General features: G+C 68.7%; 18 protein-coding genes. 6 read left to right on the top strand and 12 right to left on the bottom strand.

The features are described from left to right. Window positions 1-24: 24 nt before the first annotated feature. On the top strand, window positions 25-225 hold the full coding sequence (locus tag C9J49_RS08540) for a DUF2905 domain-containing protein (RefSeq protein WP_107181590.1): 201 nt from the start codon (window positions 25-27) through the stop codon (window positions 223-225). Between the two features lie 103 nt (window positions 226-328). Next, entirely contained in the window at window positions 329-2,155 is a 1,827-nt protein-coding gene (locus tag C9J49_RS08535; RefSeq protein WP_035598834.1) for a sodium:proton antiporter, read from the top strand. Between the two features lie 77 nt (window positions 2,156-2,232). Here the strand turns inward: C9J49_RS08535 and eat are convergent, their stop codons facing one another. The 3 genes from eat to C9J49_RS08520 form a co-directional block, all read right to left on the bottom strand. After that, complete coding sequence (gene eat, locus C9J49_RS08530; protein ID WP_046077974.1) at window positions 2,233-3,684, bottom strand: ethanolamine permease; 1,452 nt, start codon at window positions 3,682-3,684, stop codon at window positions 2,233-2,235. A 91-nt stretch (window positions 3,685-3,775) separates the two neighbouring features. Further along, window positions 3,776-4,600, bottom strand: coding sequence for an ethanolamine ammonia-lyase subunit EutC (gene eutC, locus C9J49_RS08525; protein WP_107181589.1), 825 nt, complete (start codon window positions 4,598-4,600; stop codon window positions 3,776-3,778). After that, window positions 4,597-6,006 (bottom strand): ethanolamine ammonia-lyase subunit EutB, encoded by a 1,410-nt coding sequence (locus C9J49_RS08520; protein WP_046077976.1) that lies wholly within the window; start codon window positions 6,004-6,006, stop codon window positions 4,597-4,599. The genes eutC and C9J49_RS08520 overlap by 4 nt, the downstream gene beginning before the upstream one ends. Window positions 6,007-6,195: 189 nt before the next feature. Between C9J49_RS08520 and C9J49_RS08515 the strand changes: the two genes are divergently transcribed. After that, complete coding sequence (locus tag C9J49_RS08515; protein WP_309250820.1) at window positions 6,196-7,152, top strand: helix-turn-helix domain-containing protein; 957 nt, start codon at window positions 6,196-6,198, stop codon at window positions 7,150-7,152. Between the two features lie 75 nt (window positions 7,153-7,227). Here the strand turns inward: C9J49_RS08515 and trpC are convergent, their stop codons facing one another. The 5 genes from trpC to C9J49_RS08490 all read right to left on the bottom strand — a co-directional run bounded on the left by trpC (window position 7,228) and on the right by C9J49_RS08490 (window position 12,416). Next, window positions 7,228-8,034: an indole-3-glycerol phosphate synthase TrpC gene (trpC, locus tag C9J49_RS08510; protein ID WP_046077978.1), complete on the bottom strand. Its 807-nt coding sequence runs from the start codon at window positions 8,032-8,034 to the stop codon at window positions 7,228-7,230. A 37-nt stretch (window positions 8,035-8,071) separates the two neighbouring features. Continuing rightward, window positions 8,072-9,091 (bottom strand): anthranilate phosphoribosyltransferase, encoded by a 1,020-nt coding sequence (trpD, locus tag C9J49_RS08505; protein ID WP_046077979.1) that lies wholly within the window; start codon window positions 9,089-9,091, stop codon window positions 8,072-8,074. A gap of 32 nt (window positions 9,092-9,123) precedes the next feature. Next, window positions 9,124-9,708, bottom strand: a complete 585-nt coding sequence (locus C9J49_RS08500) for an aminodeoxychorismate/anthranilate synthase component II (RefSeq protein WP_046077980.1) — start codon at window positions 9,706-9,708, stop codon at window positions 9,124-9,126. A gap of 306 nt (window positions 9,709-10,014) precedes the next feature. Further along, window positions 10,015-11,502, bottom strand: coding sequence for an anthranilate synthase component I (gene trpE, locus C9J49_RS08495; RefSeq protein ID WP_046077985.1), 1,488 nt, complete (start codon window positions 11,500-11,502; stop codon window positions 10,015-10,017). Window positions 11,503-11,720: 218 nt separating this feature from the next. Next, window positions 11,721-12,416, bottom strand: a complete 696-nt coding sequence (locus tag C9J49_RS08490) for a phosphoglycolate phosphatase (protein ID WP_107181588.1) — start codon at window positions 12,414-12,416, stop codon at window positions 11,721-11,723. Between the two features lie 290 nt (window positions 12,417-12,706). On the opposite strand from C9J49_RS08490, the gene C9J49_RS08485 reads away from it, so the two are divergent. Continuing rightward, a complete protein-coding gene (locus C9J49_RS08485) occupies window positions 12,707-14,002 on the top strand; it encodes an NAD(P)/FAD-dependent oxidoreductase (RefSeq protein ID WP_107181587.1) in 1,296 nt (431 codons plus the stop codon). A 239-nt stretch (window positions 14,003-14,241) separates the two neighbouring features. Here C9J49_RS08485 and C9J49_RS08480 read toward each other — a convergent pair whose 3' ends face one another. From C9J49_RS08480 to rpe, 3 genes are all read right to left on the bottom strand, one after another. Beyond that, window positions 14,242-15,087 carry a mechanosensitive ion channel family protein gene (locus C9J49_RS08480; protein ID WP_107181586.1) on the bottom strand — a complete coding sequence of 282 codons (846 nt, stop codon included), beginning with the start codon at window positions 15,085-15,087 and terminating at the stop codon, window positions 14,242-14,244. A 70-nt stretch (window positions 15,088-15,157) separates the two neighbouring features. After that, window positions 15,158-15,454 carry a GIY-YIG nuclease family protein gene (locus C9J49_RS08475; RefSeq protein WP_107181585.1) on the bottom strand — a complete coding sequence of 99 codons (297 nt, stop codon included), beginning with the start codon at window positions 15,452-15,454 and terminating at the stop codon, window positions 15,158-15,160. A gap of 2 nt (window positions 15,455-15,456) precedes the next feature. After that, window positions 15,457-16,155 carry a ribulose-phosphate 3-epimerase gene (gene rpe, locus C9J49_RS08470; RefSeq protein ID WP_016853796.1) on the bottom strand — a complete coding sequence of 233 codons (699 nt, stop codon included), beginning with the start codon at window positions 16,153-16,155 and terminating at the stop codon, window positions 15,457-15,459. Window positions 16,156-16,341: 186 nt separating this feature from the next. Between rpe and ggt the strand changes: the two genes are divergently transcribed. Both ggt and C9J49_RS08460 read left to right on the top strand, forming a co-directional pair. After that, window positions 16,342-18,117 (top strand): gamma-glutamyltransferase, encoded by a 1,776-nt coding sequence (ggt, locus tag C9J49_RS08465; protein ID WP_181454267.1) that lies wholly within the window; start codon window positions 16,342-16,344, stop codon window positions 18,115-18,117. Between the two features lie 303 nt (window positions 18,118-18,420). After that, complete coding sequence (locus C9J49_RS08460) at window positions 18,421-19,011, top strand: YajG family lipoprotein (RefSeq protein WP_046078965.1); 591 nt, start codon at window positions 18,421-18,423, stop codon at window positions 19,009-19,011. Between the two features lie 71 nt (window positions 19,012-19,082). Here the strand turns inward: C9J49_RS08460 and C9J49_RS08455 are convergent, their stop codons facing one another. Then, complete coding sequence (locus C9J49_RS08455; protein ID WP_107181584.1) at window positions 19,083-19,724, bottom strand: thiopurine S-methyltransferase; 642 nt, start codon at window positions 19,722-19,724, stop codon at window positions 19,083-19,085. Window positions 19,725-19,733 lie beyond the last annotated feature (9 nt).

Genomic DNA, 19,733 nt, shown 5'->3' with positions numbered 1-19,733 from the left:
TCCACCCGGCCCGGAGGCGAGACCATGTCACGCACGCTGATCGTCATCGGCCTGCTGCTGTTCGCCGCCGGGCTGCTGTGGCCCTGGCTCGGTCGGCTGCCCCTGGGGCAGCTGCCGGGCGATATCCTGATCCGCCGCGGCCACACCACCTTCTACGTTCCCCTCACCAGCATGCTGCTGATCAGCGCCATACTGACGCTGCTGCTGTGGCTTTTCCGACGTTGACGCGTTATCGACGTTATTCATCGCTTCCATCGATTGCATGTCGGGGCCGGCGACGCTAGGCTGCGCGCCCTTTAACCCAACCCTGACGAGAGAGCGAACGACCATGGAGCATGCCGGTTTCGACCTGGCGATGATCGGCCTGCTGGCGCTGATCTGCCAATGGCTCGCCTGGCAGCTGAAGCTGCCCGCCATCCTGACGCTGCTGGTTGCCGGCATCGCCGCCGGCCCGGTCACGGGTCTGCTGAACCCCGATGCGCTGTTCGGCGACCTGCTGTTCCCGCTGGTCTCGCTGGCGGTGGCGGTGATCCTGTTCGAGGGCAGCCTGACGCTGAACTTCCGCGAGCTCGGCGGCCACGGACGCACGGTGCGCCGGCTGGTGACCTGGGGCGCGCTGATCACCGGCGTCATCGCCACCGTGGCCGCCCGGCTGCTGCTGGACCTCTCCTGGGAGATGGCCAGCGTGCTGGGGGCGCTGCTGGTGGTCACCGGCCCCACCGTGATCCTGCCGATGCTGCAGACGCTGCGCGCCCGCGAGCACCTGACCCAGATCCTGCGCTGGGAAGGCATCCTGATCGATCCCATGGGCGCCATCGGCGCGGTGCTGGTCTACGAGTTCGTGGCCCTGGGCGCCGGCGGCGAGGCGGCCACCCAGACGTTGATGGTGTTCGCCCAGACGGCGCTGATCGGCTTCGGCCTCGGCATCGCCGGCGGCTGGTGCTGGGGCCTGGTGCTTCGGCAGCACTGGCTGCCCCACCAGCTGCACAGCTTCGGCACCCTGATGCTGATGCTGACGCTGTTCACCGTCTCCAACCAGCTGTTCCACGAGTCGGGGCTGCTCACGGTGACGGTGATGGGTGTATGGATGGCCAACATGCGCGGCGTACCGACCCGCCCCATCATCGAGTTCAAGGAAACCCTCTCGGTGCTGCTGATCTCGGGGCTCTTCCTGCTGCTCGCCGCGCGGCTCACCGTGGAGCAGCTGGCGCTGCTGAGCTGGCCGACCTGGATCTTCCTGCTGGTGCTGGTGGGCGTCGCCCGGCCGCTGTCGGTCTGGCTGTGCACCCTGGGCAGCAACCTGGCATGGCGCGAGAAGGCGCTGCTGGCGTTCATCTCGCCGCGCGGCATCGTGGCCGCCGCGGTGGCCTCGCTGTTCGCCCTGCGCCTCGAGGAGGAAGGCATGCCCGGGGCCGAGATGCTGGTGCCGGTGACCTTCCTGGTGATCATCAGCACCGTGGTCAGCCAGAGCCTGCTGTCGCGCCCCCTGGCCCGCTGGCTGGGCGTGCAGCGCCCCTCACCCAACGGCGTGCTGATCATCGGCGCCAACGCCGTGGCACGCCAGCTGGCCTGCAAGCTACGCGACGCCGGCGTCAGCGTGGTACTGGCCGACAGCAGCTGGGACGCCATCCAGCTGGCCCGCAACGAAGGCCTGACCACCTACTACGGCGACCCGCTCTCCGAGCACGCCGCCCAGCACCTGGAGCTCAGCGGCATCGGCTACCTGCTGCCGCTCTCGCCGTACCGGGAGCTCAACGACCTGGCGGCGCTGCACTTCGAGCACCTGCTGGGCCGCGATCGGGTCTTCCGCCTGGCGGTGGACGAGGGCCGTCGTGGCAACCGCCCCCAGGGCCAGGCGCTGGATCATCTGCCGCTGCTGTTCGGCCGCGACGTCACCTTCGCCAAGCTGTCGCGCCTGGTGGCGGAAGGTGGCGAAGTGCACCTGGAGCGCTGCGGCGAGAAATTCCGCATGGAACCGCTGCGGCAGGGACACGCCGGCCGCTGGCTGCCGATGATCTGCATCGGCCCCGCCGGACGGCTGCGCCTGGCGACGGCCGAGACCGGCCTGTCGCCCAAACGCGGCGACACCCTGATCAGCCTGGTCTACGCCGACTCGCCCAAGCACTCGCTGCAGACGGTCGCCAGCCCGATCTAGTCGCGCTCGTCGCCTGCACGGATGCAGCGGGGCCGCCCAGATGGGCGGCCCCGCTGCGTTATCGGCCGGCTTCAGACTTACCCTGCGGGGCTGGGCCTGGTGTCGGTCTCGGCATCGGTGCCGCCGCTGGCCTCGAGGCTCTCCTCGGCGTCCGCCACCAGCGCGAACTCCTCCTCGGCGGTCTTCGCCACCAGGGTGTTCCTGCTGTACAGGAAGAAGTAGGCCGCACCGAGTGCGAACAGCCCCAGGGTGTAGAGGAAGGCCCGCGGATCGAAGGCATACACGCCGGACAACGCCACCAGCGACAGCACCAGGGCCACGCCGGAGGTCAGGATGCCGCCGGGCGTCCTGTAGGGGCGCGCGAGCTCCGGGCGCTTCACGCGCAGCAGGATATGGCTCAGCGCCATCAGCGCGTAGGACACGGTGGCGCCGACCACGGCCATGCCCAGGATCAGGTCACCCTCGCCGCTCAGCGAGACCAGGAAACCGAACACGCCCGGCACCACCAGCGCCCAGGTCGGTGCCTTGCGGCGACTGGTCAGCGACAGCATCTTCGGCAGGTACCCGGCCCGGGACAGGGCGAAGACCAGGCGACTGTAGCCGTAGATGATCGAGAAGAAGGAGGCGACCAGCCCGGCCAGGCCCAGCACGTTGACCAGAGTGGCCAGCGTCGGATGATCGGCGGCCTTGAGCGCGTCGACCAGCGGCACGCCGCTCGCGCCGATGGCGCCGGCCCCGGCGGCCCCTGCCAGCAGCACCACCACCAGCACCGCCGTGACCAGCAGGAACAGCATCGCGCCGATGATGCCGCGGGGCACGTCACGGGCCGGGTTCTTGGCTTCCTCGGCGGCCAGCGGTACGCCCTCCACCGCCAGGAACAGCCACATGCCGAACGGCAGCGCGGCCCACACCCCCGCCCAGCCGAAGGGCAGGAAGGCGCTGGCGCCGGCGGCATCGCTGGGCGCGATGTCGAACAGGTTGCTGGCATCGAAGACGCCGAACAGTGCCAGGGCGGTGGCCAGGATGGCGAACACCGCCAGGCCACTGATCATCATCATCACCTTGAGCGCCTCGCCGGCGCCGGTCAGATGGATGCCGATGAACACCGCGTAGAACAGCGCGTAGATCGCGGGGCCGTTGAGCCCCAGCAGCTCCTCCACCGCGGCGCCGATGAAGATGACGATGGCCGCCGGCGCCAGGGCATATTCGATCAGCACCGCCAGGCCGGTCAGGTAGCCGCCGGCCGGGCCCATCGCCTGGCGGGCGAAGCTGTAGCCGCCGCCGGCGGCGGGAATCGCCGCCGACATCTCGGCCAGCGACAGCACCAGGGCGAAGTACATCAGGCCCATCAGGACGGCGGCGATGACGAAGCCGCCCCAGCCCGCCTCGGCGATGCCGAAGTTCCATCCGGCGAAGTCGCCGGAGATCACATAGGACACGCCGAGGCCGGCCAGCAGCAGCCAGCCGGCGCTGCCCTTCTTCAGCTGTCGTTTGGCCAGGTAGTCCTGGTCCAGGGTCGCGTCGTTCATCGGGTCACCTTTGCGCTGTTGTTATGAAATCGCGATGTGATGTCGGTCGTGAGGTTGCGGTGGAGCATGGCGGGTGCGACACCCGCCGGTGTCAGGAGGTCAGGAAGTTCTGGACGCTGCCCGAGGACGCGATGACGTCGTCCTGGGTACGATCCTTGAGCTGCACGCCGGACAGGCCCCTGGCCCGGGCCTCGCGCAGCAGGTACATCAGCCGGCGGCTGGCCTCGTCGAAGACGAAGCCCGCCGGACGCACGTTGGAGATGCAGTTGCGGGCGGCATCGTTGAGCCCGACCCGCGGCCCCCAGGTCAGGTAGAGGCCGAGGCTGTCCGGCGAGCTGAGCCCCGGACGCTCGCCGATCAGCACCAGCACGGCGCGGGCGTTGAGGCCCTCGCCGATCTCGTCGCCGATCGCCACCCGGCCCTGCTCGACCACCGTCAGCGGCGCCAGCGACCAGTCCTGGTCGTCCTCGGCCAGTGCCTGGGTCAGCGCCTCGAGGAAGGGCGGCGCGTTCTGCTGCACCGCCAGCGACGACAGCCCGTCGACCACGGCGATGGCCAGATCGACGGCGGGACGCGGCGCGTCGTCGGTCTCGGCCAGCCGCTCCCGGGAGGCCTCATCGAGGCGCCGACCCAGGTCCGGACGCTGCAGGTAGGTCTCGCGGTCGGCCGCCCGGCTGTGCAGGCGATGGATCGACTGACCGGTCTTCAGGCCGTCGAGGTCGCGGCACAGCGCCTCGACGTCCAGCGGCAGATGCACGGCATCCTGGGCGCGGGCATGGGCCAGCTGGAACTCCAGCGAACGCCGGGTGGGCAGGCTGGTGCCGGCGCGGCCGAGGCCGATGCGCGCGTCGGTGAACTCGCGCAGCCGATGCCAGGGGTTGTCGATGACGCCATGGGTGGGAGTCGCATCGCTCATCGCGCACCTCCCTCGGGCAGGCGGCTCAGCGGACGGGCGAAGGCGTCGGGCAGCCGGCCGCTGGGACGATGGCGGGCCACGTCCTCGAAGATCGCCATCTCGTCCAGCCAGCGTTCGAACTCCGGGGCCGGCGACAGGTCGAGCACCCGACGCGCATAGAGGGCGTCGTGGAAGGAGGTGGTCTGATAGTTGAGCATGATGTCGTCGGAACCGGGGATGCCCATGATGAAGGTGCAACCCGCCGCGCCCAGCAGGGTCAGCAGGTTGTCCATGTCGTTCTGGTCGGCATCGGCGTGGTTGGTGTAGCAGATGTCGCAGCCCATGGGCACGCCGAGCAGCTTGGCGCAGAAGTGATCCTCGAGGCCCGCGCGGATGATCTGCTTGCCGTCGAACAGGTACTCGGGGCCGATGAAGCCGACCACGGTGTTGACCAGCAGCGGCTCGAAGTGACGGGCCACGGCGTAGGCGCGGGCCTCACAGGTCTGCTGGTCGAGGCCGTGATGGGCGTTGGCGGACAGCGAGCTGCCCTGCCCGGTCTCGAAGTACATGACGTTGTCGCCCACGGTGCCACGCTGGAGGCTGCGGGCGGCGTCCCGCGCCTCGCCGAGGGTGGCGAGATCGAAGCCGAAGCTCTCGTTGGTGGCCTGGGTGCCGCCGATGGACTGGAACACCAGGTCCACGGGGGCGCCCTGCTCGATCGCCTCCAGGGTGTTGGTGACGTGGGTCAGCACGCAGGACTGGGTGGGAATCGAATACTTCTGGATCACCTCGTCCATCAGCGTCATCAGCTTGATGCTCTGGGCGACGTTGTCGGTGGCCGGGTTGATGCCGATCACCGCGTCGCCGTTGCCGTAGAGCAGGCCGTCGAGGATGCTGGCGGCGATGCCGGTGGCATCGTCGGTGGGGTGATTGGGCTGCAGCCGGGTGGAGAGCCGCCCCGGCAGGCCGATGGTGTTGCGAAAGGCGGTGGTCACCCGGCACTTGCGGGCGACGAGAATGAGGTCCTGGTTGCGCATGATCTTGCTCACCGCGGCGGCCATCTCCGGAGTGATGCCGGCGCGCGCCCGGGCGATCGCCTCGGGCGTGGCGAGATCGCTCAGCAGCCAGTTGCGGAAGTCGCCCACCGTCAGGTGTCGAATCGGCGCGAAGGCGGCGGCGGCGTGAGTATCGACGATCAGGCGGGTGATCTCGTCCTCGCCGTAGGGCACCAGATGGTCCTCGAGGAAGGTAGAGAGCGGCAGCTCCGCCAGCGCCATCTGGGCCACCACCCGCTCCTCGGCGGACTCGGCGATGACGCCGGCCAGCCGGTCGCCGGAACGCGCCGGCGTGGCCTTGGCCATCAGCTCGGCGAGACTCGCGAAGTGATAGCGCCGATTTCCCAGCGTATGGTGATAGGCCTTGGCCATGAGCGTCTCCTGGTCGAGCGTTCGGGCCGCCGCGAGGCGCCGGAACGGAACGAATGTTGCTTCATGAAAGGGTAACGAGGGCGCCAAGGCCGGCGTTATCGATTTCCGGCAAAAGCCAATAGTTCAATACCAACAACAACTTACCCCATAGAGCACCGTAAAGGGCCGGGGCAGAAGGAGTGACGCCGCGTGTCACAGACGATTCGAACCGCCGAGAGCGCACCAAGGAAGTGCATGTGGGAGGCCTGGGATGCCAACGAGCACGCCCACAACCTGACGGACTGGTCCCAGGAATACGACCAGTTCGGCCAGGGCGGCTTCTACGGCCGCATCGACGAGGTCCACCTGCCGGCGATGCAGGTGTTCAAGGAATACACCAGCCATGCGCTGGGCCAGCAGTGCAACGTCTGGCCCGACTCGCTGTGGCTCGGCATTCCGGTCGACGAACGCAGCTGCCGCATCAACGGTCACGAGGTCGGCGAGCGGGAGATCATGTGCCAGCCCGGCGACCGCGACTTCGAGCTGGTGACCCCGGACGGTTTCGGCATCTACGGGCTGGTGGTCGGCCGCGAATGGCTGGTCCGGGCGGGCGGCGAGGCGGCACGCCCGCTGCTGGACGCCGATCCGGAGCGGGTGATGCGCCTGAAGCTGCCACACCGGACGCGCCGGGCCACGACCTTCCTGATCGAGCGCCTACTGGGCCTGCAGGGCGAAGGGCTCGCCCCCCAGGTGCATCAGGACATCCTCGGCCTGGCGCTGCAGGAGATCCTCCACGAGGAGACGCCCAATACCGAGCGCCCGCCCAGCTACCGTCACCGCCGCCAGGTCGTGGACGGCATCCGCGACCATCTGGAGAGCGGTGCGGCGCTGCCGGTCAGCCTCGACGAGCTGTGCGAGATCGCCCACGTCAGCCAGCGCACCCTGCGCTACAGCTTCAGCAGCATCCTCGGCATCAGCCCCATCCAGTTCCTGCGTCTGACGCGGCTCAACCGGGTGCGCCGCCGCCTGTGCGAGCCAGACACCAAGACCACGGTGAGCCAGGCGGCGGCCGACTGGGGGTTCTACCACCTGGGGCAGTTCGCCCGGGACTACCGCCGGCTGTTCGGCGAATCCCCCTCCGCCACCCTGGTCCGGCACCGCCACTGACGCAGCGGCGCGCCCTGAAACCACGACGCCCCCGGCGATGAATCGCCGGGGGCGTCGTGCTGCGTCGAAGACGCGCTAGTAGAACAGGCGGCGCAGCGCCTCGCCGGGATCGTCCTCGCGCATGAAGGCCTCGCCCACCAGGAAGCCGTGGACGTCGTGCTCGCGCATGCGCAGCACGTCGTCGCGGCTGTGGATGCCGGACTCAGTGACCACGGTGACGCCGGCGGGAATCCGCGGCAGCAGGTCCAGGGTGGTCTCGAGGCGGGTCGCGAAGGAGTGCAGGTCGCGGTTGTTGATGCCGACCAGCGACAGGTCCAGCGCCAGGGCGCGCTCCAGCTCGGCGGCATCGTGGACCTCGACCAGCACGTCCATGCCGAGCTCGGTGGCCTGGCGGTGCAGGTCCGCCAGCCGGGCGTCGTCCAGGGCGGCGACGATCAGCAGGATGCAGTCGGCACCGATGGCCCGCGCCTCGCTGACCTGGTAGCCGTGGGTGATGAAGTCCTTGCGGATCACCGGCAGCGAGCAGGCCTCCCGGGCCTCGACCAGGAAGTCCTCATGCCCCTGGAAGAAGTCGGCATCGGTGAGCACCGACAGGCAGGCGGCACCGCCCGCGGCATAGCGGGGGGCGATTTCGGCCGGACGGAAATCCTCGCGGATCACGCCCTTGGAGGGCGACGCCTTCTTGACCTCGGCGATCACCGCCGGATCGCCGTCGCGAATGCGCGCGTCCAGGGCCGTCACGAAGCCGCGCGGCGCGGACTGCAGGCCAGCCAGGCGCAGCAGCTCGTCCTCGGACACGGCCTGGCGGCGCTCGGCGACCTCGGCGTCCTTGCGCGCCAGGATGCGGGTCAGGATGGTCGGAGTAGCGTTGGATGCGGTCATCGAAGAGTCCTGAGCGGATGAGTCCCTGAATGGGCGACTACTGGGCGAAGACGCGAGTGAAGTTGGCCAGTTCCCTGAGCTTCTCGCGGGCCAGCTGGCAGTCCTGGGCGTCCTGCGCCAGGGCCACGCCTTCCTTGAGGGTATCGGCGACGTCGGCGGCATACAGCGCCGCGCCGGCGTTGAGCGCCACGATGTCCGCCGCCGGACCCTCGCCGATCAGCGCCTGCTCCACCAGCCGCAGGCTGTCCTCGGCGGTCTTCACCTTGAGGGCGTCGAGGTCGTGGCGGGCGATGCCGAAGTCCTCGGGGGCGATGGTGTACTCGTGGATCTCGCCGTCCTTGAGCTCGGCGACCCGGGTCGGCGCGGCCAGCGAGATCTCGTCGAGGCCGTCCTCGGCGCAGACCACCAGCACGTGCTCGCTGCCCAGGCGCTTGAGCACCTCGGCCATCAGCGGCACCAGCTCGGCGGAATAAACGCCGAGCAGCTGGCGGCTGGCGCCGGCCGGGTTGGTCAGCGGGCCGAGGATATTGAACAGGGTACGCACGCCCATCTCGCGCCGCGCGGTGATGGCATGGCGCATGGCGGGATGGTGGTTGGGGGCGAACATGAAGCCGACGCCCACGTCCTCGATGCAGCGCGCCACCTGGTCGGCGTCCAGATCGAGGCCGATGCCGGCCACGGCGAACAGGTCGGCGCTGCCCGACGACGACGACACCCCGCGGTTGCCGTGCTTGGCCACGTGGGCGCCGGCGGCGGCGGCCACGAAGCTCGAGGCGGTGGACACGTTGAACAGGTTGGCGCCGTCACCGCCGGTGCCAACGATGTCGACCACGTTCTCGACGTGCAGCGTGACCGGCGACATCAGCTCGCGCATCACCTGGGCGGCAGCACTGATCTCCTCGGGGGTCTCGCCCTTCATCGCCATGCCCATCAGGAAGGCGGCGATCTGGGCGTCGCTGGCCTCCCCGGTCATGATGGCGGTCATCAGCGCATGGGTCTGGTCGAAGCTGAGGTTCTCGTGGCGCATCAGGGCACCAAGGGCTTCCCGCATCTGCATGGCCGTCGTCTCCTTGTGGCAGTGTCAGCGATTCAGCGACGCTTGAGAAAGTTGGCCAGAAGCTCGTGGCCCTGGCGGGTCAGGATCGATTCCGGATGGAACTGGACGCCCTCGATGTCGAGCTCGCGGTGGCGCATGCCCATGATCAGTCCCGGCGTCACGTCGTCCGCGTCGGTCCAGGAAGTGACCTCCAGGCACTCCGGCAGGCTGTCGCGATCCACCACCAGCGAATGATAGCGGGTCACCTCCAGCGGATCCTCGAGGCCCTCGAACACGCCCTGGCCCGTGTGGCGGATGCGCGAGGTCTTGCCGTGCATCACCTGCGGGGCGCGGCCTACCCGGCCGCCGAACACCTGGCCGATGGCCTGGTGGCCCAGGCAGATGCCGAGGATCGGCAAGCGACCGGCGAAGTGGCGGATCGCCTCCATGGAGATGCCCGCCTCGTTGGGCGTGCAGGGCCCCGGCGACACCACCAGGTGGCTCGGCGCCAGCGCCTCGATCTGCTCCAGGGTGATGGCATCGTTGCGATGGGTCACCACCTCGGCGCCGAGTTCGCCGAGGTACTGCACGACGTTGAAGGTGAAGCTGTCGTAGTTGTCGATCATCAGCACGGACATGGCGATAGGTCCTGATTTCCTTGGCTTGGATTCGTGATTCGGTGATTGTTACCCAGCATCTTGCCCGGGTCGGCGCGTCGGGCTGGCCAGCCGTGCAGGGATCGATAGACACAAAAATGCCGCCCTGACGGCGGCATTTTTTTCGGTCGCAAGCGTGCCGCCCCTTCGCTCAGGAGCGCCACCACGCCATCGGGCCGAATGTCTGATCTGGTACGTTCATGGTCGTCATAGTGCTCGCCGGCGGCCGGCCGTGTCAAGACGCCCGGGGCCCGCGGTGACGGGGCCTCGCGCGCACTCCGGCGGGACTTACTCGAGATTGTCCAGGCCCCGCTCGGCCATGGCCACGGCGCGGAACAGCGCGCGCCCCTTGTTCAGGGTCTCCTGCCACTCCATCTCGGGCACGGAATCGGCCACCACGCCGGCACCGGCCTGGACGTGCAGCTCGCCATCCTTGATCACCGCGGTGCGGATGGCGATGGCGGTGTCCATGTTGCCGTGCCAGGACAGATAGCCCACGGCCCCGGAGTAGACGCCGCGCTTGACCGGCTCCAGCTCGTCGATGATCTCCATGGCGCGGATCTTCGGCGCCCCGGAGAGCGTGCCCGCCGGGAAGGTCGCGCGCAGCGCGTCCATGGCGGTCAGCCCGGGCCGCAGCTTGCCGGTGACCTGGGACACGATGTGCATGACGTGGGAATAGCGCTCGACGGCCATGTTGTCGGTGACGGTCACCGAGCCGGTCTCGCAGATGCGGCCCACGTCGTTGCGCCCCAGGTCGATCAGCATCAGGTGCTCGGCGCATTCCTTGGGGTCATTCAGCAGATCGGCCTCGAGCGCCTGATCCTCGGCCTCGGTGCGGCCGCGCACGCGAGTGCCGGCGATCGGGCGTACGGTGACCTCGCCCTCCTCGAGGCGGGTCAGGATCTCCGGCGAGGAGCCCACCACCTGATGATCGCCCAGGTCGAAGTAGAACATGTAGGGCGAGGGGTTGAGGCTGCGCAGCGCGCGGTACAAGTCCAGCGGCGGCGCCTGATAGGGGATCGACATCCGCTGGGAGGGCACGCACTGCATGATGTCACCGGCCAGCACGTATTCCTTGATCGTCTCCACCGCCGACTTGAAGCCTTCCTCGGTGAAGCCGGAGGTGAAGTGCCCCTCCTCCACCGCCCGGCCGCCGGTGCCGGGGCTGTGGGCGTCCAGGACCGCGCCGCGCAGCCGTTCCTCGAGGCGCGCCAGGCGCGCCACGGCACCCTCGTAGGCCTCGGGCTCGGCCGGATCGGCGTGGGTCCATAGCGTCAGGCGGCCCGACAGGTTGTCGAACACCACCAGGTCGTTGCAGACCATCAGCAGGATGTCCGGCACGCCGAGAGGATCGGGCTTCTCCACCCCGCGCAGGCGCGGCTCGATGTAGCGGATGGTGTCGTAGCCGAAGTAGCCCACCAGCCCGCCGTCAAAGCGCGGCTGGTCGTCGAGGCGCGGTACCTTGAAGCGTGCCTGGAAGGTCTCGATCCAGGCCAGCGGGTCCTCGACCTCGGTCACGCCCTGGGTCTCGCCGTCGACGATGTGCGTGACCTGGAAGCCGCGCACCTCGATGCGTTCCTGGCACGGCAGGCCGATGATCGAGTAGCGCCCCCACTTCTCGCCGCCCTGCACGGACTCCAGCAGGAAGGTCCAGGGCGCGTCGGCGAGCTTGAGGTAGGTGGACAGCGGCGTGTCGAGATCGGCCAGCACCTCGCGGGTGACCGGAATGCGGTTGTAGCCGTCCTCGGCCAGGGACTGGAAGCGTTCGGGGGTCATCATGGGCCCGTATCCTCGATGAAGGGTGTGCGACGGTGAAGCGACGACGGTCGCCCCGGAAGGCGCCGTTTCAGGAAGCGAGCGTCACCATCGCCAGCCGCCGAGCAGGCCGGTAGCACGGTGAAGGCGGGGAAGGGTCGAGGATACGAAAAAGGCCAGCATGATGCGGGGTTCCATCGGCAATGGCGGAATCGTATATAACGAAAAATAATCAATTATTACATCGTTATAGCGCAATTCGATTTACAGTAAACGAGTTGTGCCAGCGATTCAACCGTGGCATCCGGCCCGCTGGCCGCCACCGGTTCACCGTGGTTATAGCCGTACGGCACGGCCAGGGTGCGAAAGCCCGCCGCCCTGCCCGCAGCGATGTCATGGCGCGAATCGCCGACCATCAGGCAGCGACCGGGGGCGACGCCGAAACGCTCGGCGACGTGGGTCAGCGGCAGCGGGTCGGGCTTGCGGCGCGGCAGGCTGTCGCCGCCCAGGCACAGCGAGAAATGCCCGGCGATGCCGGTGGCCTCGAGGATCGGCGCGATGAAGTCCTCGGGCTTGTTGGTCACCAGCACCAGCCGTTGACCGCTGGCGGTGAGTCCCTCCAGCGCCTCACGCACACCGGGATACAAACGGGTTCGCGCACAGGGCGCCTCGCCGTAGCGCGCCAGGAAGCCCTCATGGGCGGTATCCAGAAACGCCGTGGCCGGCGCCTCACCAAGGGCGTCGGTGAGCGCCCGCTCCACCAGCACGCGCGAGCCGTTGCCGACCCAGTCGCGCACCTTGTCCTCACCGGGAGCGGGCAGCGCCAGGTCACTCAGGGCGGCGTCCACCGCCGCGGCGAGATCGGGCACCGAGTCCACCAGGGTGCCGTCCAGGTCGAAGGCGACCAGGGTGATGCCTTCCAGGCAGGGGTGCATGGGCGAGCCTCTCCATGTCAGGGTTAGCGTGGCCCCGCGGCCGTCGAGCACCGGCCCGGGGCACTGAAAGTAATATTACGGAAAACATAGCGCCTTTTTCCTGTCGCCCATAGGCAGGCGAAGGTCGCAGCGTTATGCTGAAACCAGCCGTTGCCGACTACAGGGCATGCCCCCTACCTCGGCCGGACGCCGACGACGCCTGCCGTGACGCCCGACCGCCGTATCGAGGCGAGCCCTGACCCGGGCAACTCTTTGCCACGTCCCTTTTATGCATTCAGTCAGGAGACTCCATGACACTACCACGCATCGTGGTGGTCGGCGGAGGTGCGGGCGGACTCGAGCTGGTGACCCGGCTCGGCCGCAAGCTCGGCAAGCGCAAGCGTGCCGAGATCGTGCTCGTCGATCGCAACCCCACCCATATCTGGAAACCGCTGCTCCACGAGGTCGCCACCGGCGCGCTGGATTCCGGCCTCGATGAAATCTCCTATCAGGGCCATGCCCGCGCCAACGGCTATCGCTTCCAGCTGGGCACCCTCACCGACCTCGACCGCGACGGCCGGACCCTGACCCTGGCCCCGGTGCTGGACGACGACGGCGAGGAGGTGCTCCCCGCCCGCACCCTGCCGTATGACGAGCTGGTGCTCTCCCTGGGCAGCGTCAGCAACGATTTCGGCACCCCCGGCGTGGCCGAGCACTGCCACTTCCTCGACAGCCCCCACCAGGCCGAGCAGTTCCGCCAGGCCATGCTCAACGCCTTCCTGCGCTACAACGCGCCGCAGGAGCCCTCGGCGAAGATGGTCGTCGGCATCGTCGGCGCCGGCGCCACCGGCGTGGAGCTGGCCGCCGAGCTCTACGGCGCCTCCGAGATGCTCAACAGCTACGGCTTCACCACCCTGGACAGCGATCATCTCGAGGTCCACCTGATCGAGGCCGCCCCCAAGGTGCTGCCCGCCCTGCCCGAGCGCATCAGCGGCGCCGTGCACGACGAGCTGGAGCGTCTGGGCGTGAACGTGCACGTCGGCACCCGGGTCACCGAGGTGAACAACGAGGCCATCATCACCGCCGACGGCGAGCGCATCGACATCGACCTGGGCGTCTGGGCGGCCGGCATCAAGGCCCCGGCGCTGCTCTCCGAACTGGGGCTCTCCACCGAGCGCAACCATCGCCTCAAGGTCGACGCCACCCTGCAGAGCCTCGACGACGAACACGTCTTCGCCTTCGGCGACTGCGCCAGCTGCCCCCAGGCGGACGGCTCCACGGTGCCGCCGCGCGCCCAGGCGGCCCACCAGCAGGCCGACCGCCTGTACAGGAACCTGCTGGCGCGGCTGGACGGCAAGCCGCTCAAGCCCTTCGTGTTCCGCGACCGTGGCTCGCTGATCTCGCTGGCCCACTTCGACGCCATCGGCAGCCTGATGCGTGGCGCCTCGGCGCGCAGCCTGTTCATCGAGGGCCACCTGGCCAAGTTCTTCTACGCCTCGCTCTACCGCATGCACCAGCGGGCGATCCACGGCACGCTGAAGACCGGCCTGATGGTCGTCGTCGACGGCCTCAACAAGTTTCTCAAGCCGCGCCTCAAGCTTCACTGAGGGGAAACACCGATTGATTGCTGCGCTCGATATCTCGGCCGCCGGCGCTGTCGATGCGTCGAACCGTCGCCATCCTCATGTAGCAGGCTACACTCCGGTGGCTGCGCTTCGGCGGCGGCCGACCTCTCATCGCTCGCGACATCAATCAGCGCTTCCCTGAAACGGAGGGACTTCTTTCCAGCCAAACGACACGGGCCCCGGCAAATTGCCGGGGCCCGTGTCGTTTCCGAGCGTTAGACTCAGCGCTCGAGGCTCGCCTCGCCGTCCTTCTCGGGATGGTGATAGACGTGCACGTCGCGCTGCGGGAAGGGAATGCTGATGCCCTCGGCGTCGAAGCGGCGCTTGATCTCTTCGGTCATCTCCCAGTGGACACTCCAGTAGTCCGCGGCCTTGACCCAGGGGCGCACGATCCAGCTGACGGAGGAGTCGCCCATGGCGCTCATGCGGATGTTGGGCGCCGGGTCGGCCAGCACGCGAGAATCGTCGGCCACCACGCCTTCCAGCACCCGGCGCACGACGTCGATATCGTCGTCGTAGCCGACGCCGACCACCAGGTCCACCCGGCGGGTGTCGTGGCTGGAATAGTTGGTGATGGCACCGCTCATCATCTGGCCGTTGGGCACGATGATCTTGCGGTTGTCCGCGGTCCTCAGCTCGGTGGTGAAGATCTGCACGTCGTCGATGGTGCCGGCCACCCCGCCGGCCTCCACGTAGTCGCCGATCTTGTAGGGGCGGAAGATGATCACCAGTACGCCGGCGGCGAAGTTGGCCAGCGAGCCCTGCAGCGCCAGCCCCACCGCCAGGCCGGCGGCACCAATCACCGCGATCAGCGAGGTGGTCTGGATGCCGACCTGGCTGATCGCCGCCAGCACCACGAACACCATCAGCAGCGCGTAGAGAATGTTGCCCAGGAACTTGACCAGCAGCGGGTCGAGCTTGCCGCGCTGCATGGCCTTGATGCTGAGCGAATGCAGCAGCTTCACCACCCAGCGGCCGACCACGAAGATCGCCAGCGCCGCCACCAGATTGACGGCCAGATTCGTGCCCTGAAACTGCACGAAGTCGATGATTCCTTGAAGGTCCATAGGCTCTCCCTGTCGTGTTCGTGCCATGTCGGATGTCGCGCCGGCGCCCGGCCGGCACTATCGACACAGCCTAGGGGAAGGATTCCCCGCTTGCCTGAATGGCTCGCCGCTCGGCCAGCCAGCGGCGCTTGGCCGCGGCGGTGAGGCGCTTCATCGCCGCCTCGCGACGCAGCGCCTCGCCGTGTTCACCGATACATTCGTGATATACCAGATGCAACGGGCCCTTGCCACGCAGCGCCTTGGCGCCCCGCCCGCCGCGATGCTCGCCGAGGCGCCGTGTCACGTCGGTGGTGATGCCGGTGTAGAGGGCCCCAGCGGCCGTCTCGATCACATAGAGATGCCAGCGAGGAGCGGCCTCGTCCGTCACGCTCAGGCCTCGGCCAGGGCGCGGCGGAAGTCGGCGATGACGCCGTCGTAGCGGTTCGGGTCGGCCTCGTTGCGGGCCTTGAACACCGCCGAGCCGGCGACGAAGGTATCGGCCCCGGCGCGGGCGATCTCGGCGATGTTGTCGACCTTGACCCCGCCGTCGATCTCCAGGCGGATCGGGCGCCCCGAGGCATCGATACGCCGGCGCGCCTCGCGCAGCTTGTCGAGGGTGCCGGGAATGAACGACTGCCCGCCGAAGCCCGGGTTGACGCTCATCAGCAGCACCATGTCGACCTTGTCCATCACGTAGTCGAGATACGACAGCGGCGTGGCCGGGTTGAATACCAGGCCGGCCTTGCAGCCGCCGTCACGGATCAGCTGCAGCGAGCGGTCGATGTGCTCGGAGGCCTCGGGATGGAAGGTGATGTAGCTGGCGCCGGCATCGATGAAGTCGCCGATCAGCCGATCCACCGGCTTGACCATCAGGTGGGCATCGATGGGGGCGGTCACGCCGTGCTTGCGCAGCGCCTCGCAGACCATCGGGCCGATGGTCAGGTTGGGCACGTAGTGATTGTCCATGACGTCGAAGTGCACGATGTCGGCGCCGGAGGCGAGGACGTCGTCGACCTCCGCACCGAGGCGGGCGAAGTCGGCGGAGAGAATCGAGGGGGCTATCTGGAAGTCGGTCGTCGAATCGCTCATGGAAAGAGGGTCCTGTCGGGTCACGGTCATGTGGACGGCATTCTAACAGCATCCCGCGCCCGCGCCTGCCGCTTCTCCCCTTGCCGCCTCAGCTTGTACATCCTCTTCTTGCACCCTGTTCTTGCACCCCGGCCGCGGGCCTTCGATAGTGAAGGTTCCCCTTGCCCTCGAGACACGGAGACGTCCATGCGAATCCCCGCCCTGCCCCGTCGATCCCTGCCCCGCACCGCTTTGCCCCATCGATTTCTGCCCCGGGTCCTCGGCACCGGCGTGCTGGCCGCTGCGTTGCTGGCCCCACAGCTCGCCGTCGCCCAGTCCGCCATCCTCGAGGGCGAGCGCTTCCACCCCGAGGTCGGCGAGCGCGGCATGGTGGCGACCAGCCACTTCCTGGCCTCCGAGGTCGCCCATGACGTATTGGCCGAGGGCGGCAACGCCGTGGACGCCGCCGTTACCGCCGGCTTCGCCCTGGCGGTCACCCAGCCGCGCTCGGGCAACATCGGCGGCGGCGGCTTCATGCTGATCTCCGACGAGGACAGCGACGAGGTGATCGCCATCGACTACCGCGAGACCGCCCCGGCCGCCGCCACCGAGACCATGTTCCAGGACGAGGACGGCAACGCCGTCGCCGAATGGTCGCGCTTCACTCATCGCGCCGCCGGCGTGCCGGGCACCGTGGCCGGCCTGGCGCTGGCGCTCAAGGAATACGGCACCCTGAGCCTGGCCGAGGCGCTGGCCCCGGCGATCCGCCTGGCCGAGGACGGTTTCACGGTGCCCCAGCGCTTTGTCGACGGCGTGGCCGAGGCCGGCGAGCGGCTGACGAAGTGGGAGGCCACCGAAGCGATGTTCTACAAGGCAGACGGCAGCGCCTATGTAGTGGGCGAGACCTTCCGCCAGCCGGACCTGGCGGCGACGCTCAAGCGCATCGCCGAGCAGGGCGCGCGGGAATTCTACGAGGGCGAGACCGCCGAGCTGATCGTCGCCGAGATGCAGCGCCACGACGGCCTGATCACCCGCGAGGACCTGGCCGGCTACCAGCCAGAGATCCGCGAGCCCAGCCACGGCAGCTACCGCGGCTACGACGTCTACGCCATGAGCCCGCCCTCCTCCGGCGGCGTCCATATCGTGCAGATGCTCAATATCCTCGAGGCCTACGACATCGGCACCATGGGCTTCGGCGCCGCCGACACCATGCATGTGATGGCGGAAGCCATGAAGCGCGCCTACGCCGACCGGGCCGAGTACCTGGGCGACACCGACTTCGTCGACGTACCGCTCGAGGGTCTGACTTCCGAAAGCTACGCCGACGAGCTGCGTGCCCAGATCGCCATCGACCGCGCCACGCCCAGCGACGAGATCGCCGCCGGCGACCCGGCGCCCTATGAGTCCAACGAGACCACCCACTTCTCGATCGCCGACGACGACGGCCTGGCCGTTTCGAACACCTACACCATCAACTTCAGCTACGGCTCGGGCATCGCCGTGGACGGCGCGGGCTTCCTGCTCAACAACGAGATGGACGACTTCTCCGCCAAGCCCGGCGTGCCCAACGCCTACGGCCTGATCGGCGGCGAGGCCAACAGGATCGAGCCCGGCAAGCGCATGCTGTCGTCGATGACCCCGACCATCGTCAGGCGCGACGGCGAGAACTTCCTGATCACCGGCAGCCCCGGCGGCTCGCGGATCATCACCACCACCCTGCAGGTGCTGATGAACGTCATCGACCACGGCATGAACGTTCAGTCGGCGGTGAGCGCCCCACGCCTGCACCACCAGTGGCTGCCCGACGAGCTGCGCGTCGAGGCCGGTTTCAGCCCCGACACCCTGTCGCTGCTCGAGGCCCGCGGCCACACCATCAGCCAGCAGTCGGCCATGGGCGCCGCCCAGTCGATCGTGATCGACGACGGCCGCTTCTACGGCGGCGCCGACCCGCGCCGTTCCACCTCCTCGGCGATGGGGCTCTGAGAAAGGCGATGACGGCCGTAAAGTGGCAGGCCACACCGGGGAAAGATTACGCGAGGGCGCTGTAAACCCTTCCATGGGCGCTACTTTTGCCCTGCGGCGCTCTCACATCCTGCTTCGCTTGCAGGACAGGTGCTGGCCATCCCTGGGCCAGCCCGTTCGGCGAGAATCGCCTCACCCATGGCAAAAACCCCTCGCTCCAACTTTCCCCGGTGTTTCCAATCCCGCTGCGGAAAGCCTCATGCGTCGGCGCCGGCAAGAGAAGTCGCTATACTCGGGCCTTTGCGATCGACAAGGAGACCGCCCATGACGACTCGACGCCTTCTCGGCCTCGGCCTGGTACTGCTGGCCACCAGCTGGCTCGCCGGCTGCGCCGGTCCCCACTATCTGACGCCGGACCCCAAGCGCAGCGTCCAGGTGCCGGCCGCCGGGCAGGGCCAGGAGGTCAGCGTGACCGCCCGGGACACCCGCCAGGACGCGGTGATCGGCACCCGCTCCGGCAGCGCCGGCTCCACGGCGGTGGTGATCGTCGATCCGGGCGAGCTGACGCCGCGCCTGCAGGCCGAGGCCGAGCGCGCGGTGCGCGACATGGGCTTCCGGCCGGTCGGCGACACCGCACCGGGCCGGCCGAGCCTGACGCTGACCCTGAAGCGGCTCGACTACGGCCGCGGCGACGCCCCGCCGATGGTCGGCAGCGTGCGCCTGACGGCGGTGCTGGAGGCCAGGGCCGAGAACGACGGCACCACCTACACCGGCAGCTACACCGCGCGTCGCACCCAGCAATACGCGGTGAAGCCGGATCGCGAGGCCAACCAGGCGATGATCGAGGAGCTGCTCTCCGACGCCCTGGACCGCGCCTTCCGCGACCCGGAGCTGGCCGGCCTGCTGGCGCGCTGATCACGCCGCACTCGCCAAAACACAGGCCCGCCGGCGCGACGCCGACGGGCCTGTGTGGGTGAACGGCGCGATCAGCCGCCCTGGGGACCGCGACGCGTCAGCGACCAGACGCTCTCGCGGAAGCCGCTGCCCGGCTCGGGCTCGCCCTCTTCCAGGTGCACCACCTCGAAGTTGGCCGCAAACAGCTCGCGAATCTCGTCGGCGTCGACGCTGAAGGGCGGACCGCCCTCGTCGCCGGGGGCGCGGGTCAGGCCGATCAGCAGCCCCTGGCTGCCGGGGGGCAGCAGCTGGGCCAGGTGGAAGGCGTAGCGCTGGCGGGTCGCCTCGGGCAGCGCGATCAGCGCCGCCCGGTCATAGAAGGCGCCCAGCTCGGCGGCGGCCTCGATGTGGAAGTGGAAGAAGTCGCCGCGCCACAGCTCCACGTTGCCCTGGCGGCTGATGTCGAAGCCGTCGCCCCGATAACGGGAGACCTCCCCCTCGCCCTCCGCCAGAAACTGCTCGATGGCCTCGTCGGCCAGCTCGATGCCCAGCACCGGATAGCCTTCGCCGGCCAGCCAGCGCATGTCCAGGCTCTTGCCGCACAGCGGCACCAACACCTTGGTGCCGGGTGCCACGCTCAGCGTCGGCCAGTAACGCACCAGGGCCGGATGCGCCTCGTGGCGATGGAAGCCGATGCGTCCCTCGCGCCAGCGCGCGAGCCATTCGTTGTCCATGGCCGGGCC

This window comes from Halomonas sp. SL1, from assembly GCF_003030865.2.
Lineage (GTDB): Bacteria > Pseudomonadota > Gammaproteobacteria > Pseudomonadales > Halomonadaceae > Halomonas > Halomonas halophila.
Note: the sequence above shows the minus strand (reverse complement) of the source record. Positions and strands in the feature narration are given on the sequence as shown.